We start from the raw sequence: 234 nt of genomic DNA on the forward strand, positions 1-234 counted from the left end.
GAATTGAACCACGGGCCAATCGGGCCCGTGGCGTACGGCTGTATAGCAGATTGAAGGTTCAGGAAGCCTGAGTTTGCGCTGCCGTACCGGGCGAGGCCAGGTCCCGGATCATGCCCAGGATCGCCCGCGTGCAGGTGCCGCACTGCGCCGTGCAGGCGCAATGGGCATAGACGTCGCGGGGGTTACGAGCGCCTTGTGCCACGGCATCCGCCAGCTGCTTGTCGCTGAGAGCAT

At 65.0% G+C, this 234-nt stretch carries 1 protein-coding gene; it reads right to left on the reverse strand.

Going from position 1 to position 234, the window contains the following annotated elements:
• Positions 1–58 precede the first annotated feature (58 nt).
• A partial coding sequence (locus tag AC0IW9_RS32070; protein ID WP_471652315.1) for a (2Fe-2S)-binding protein occupies positions 59–234 on the reverse strand: 176 nt, incomplete at its 5' end.

It is taken from the genome of Belnapia sp. AC561 (assembly GCF_979252845.1).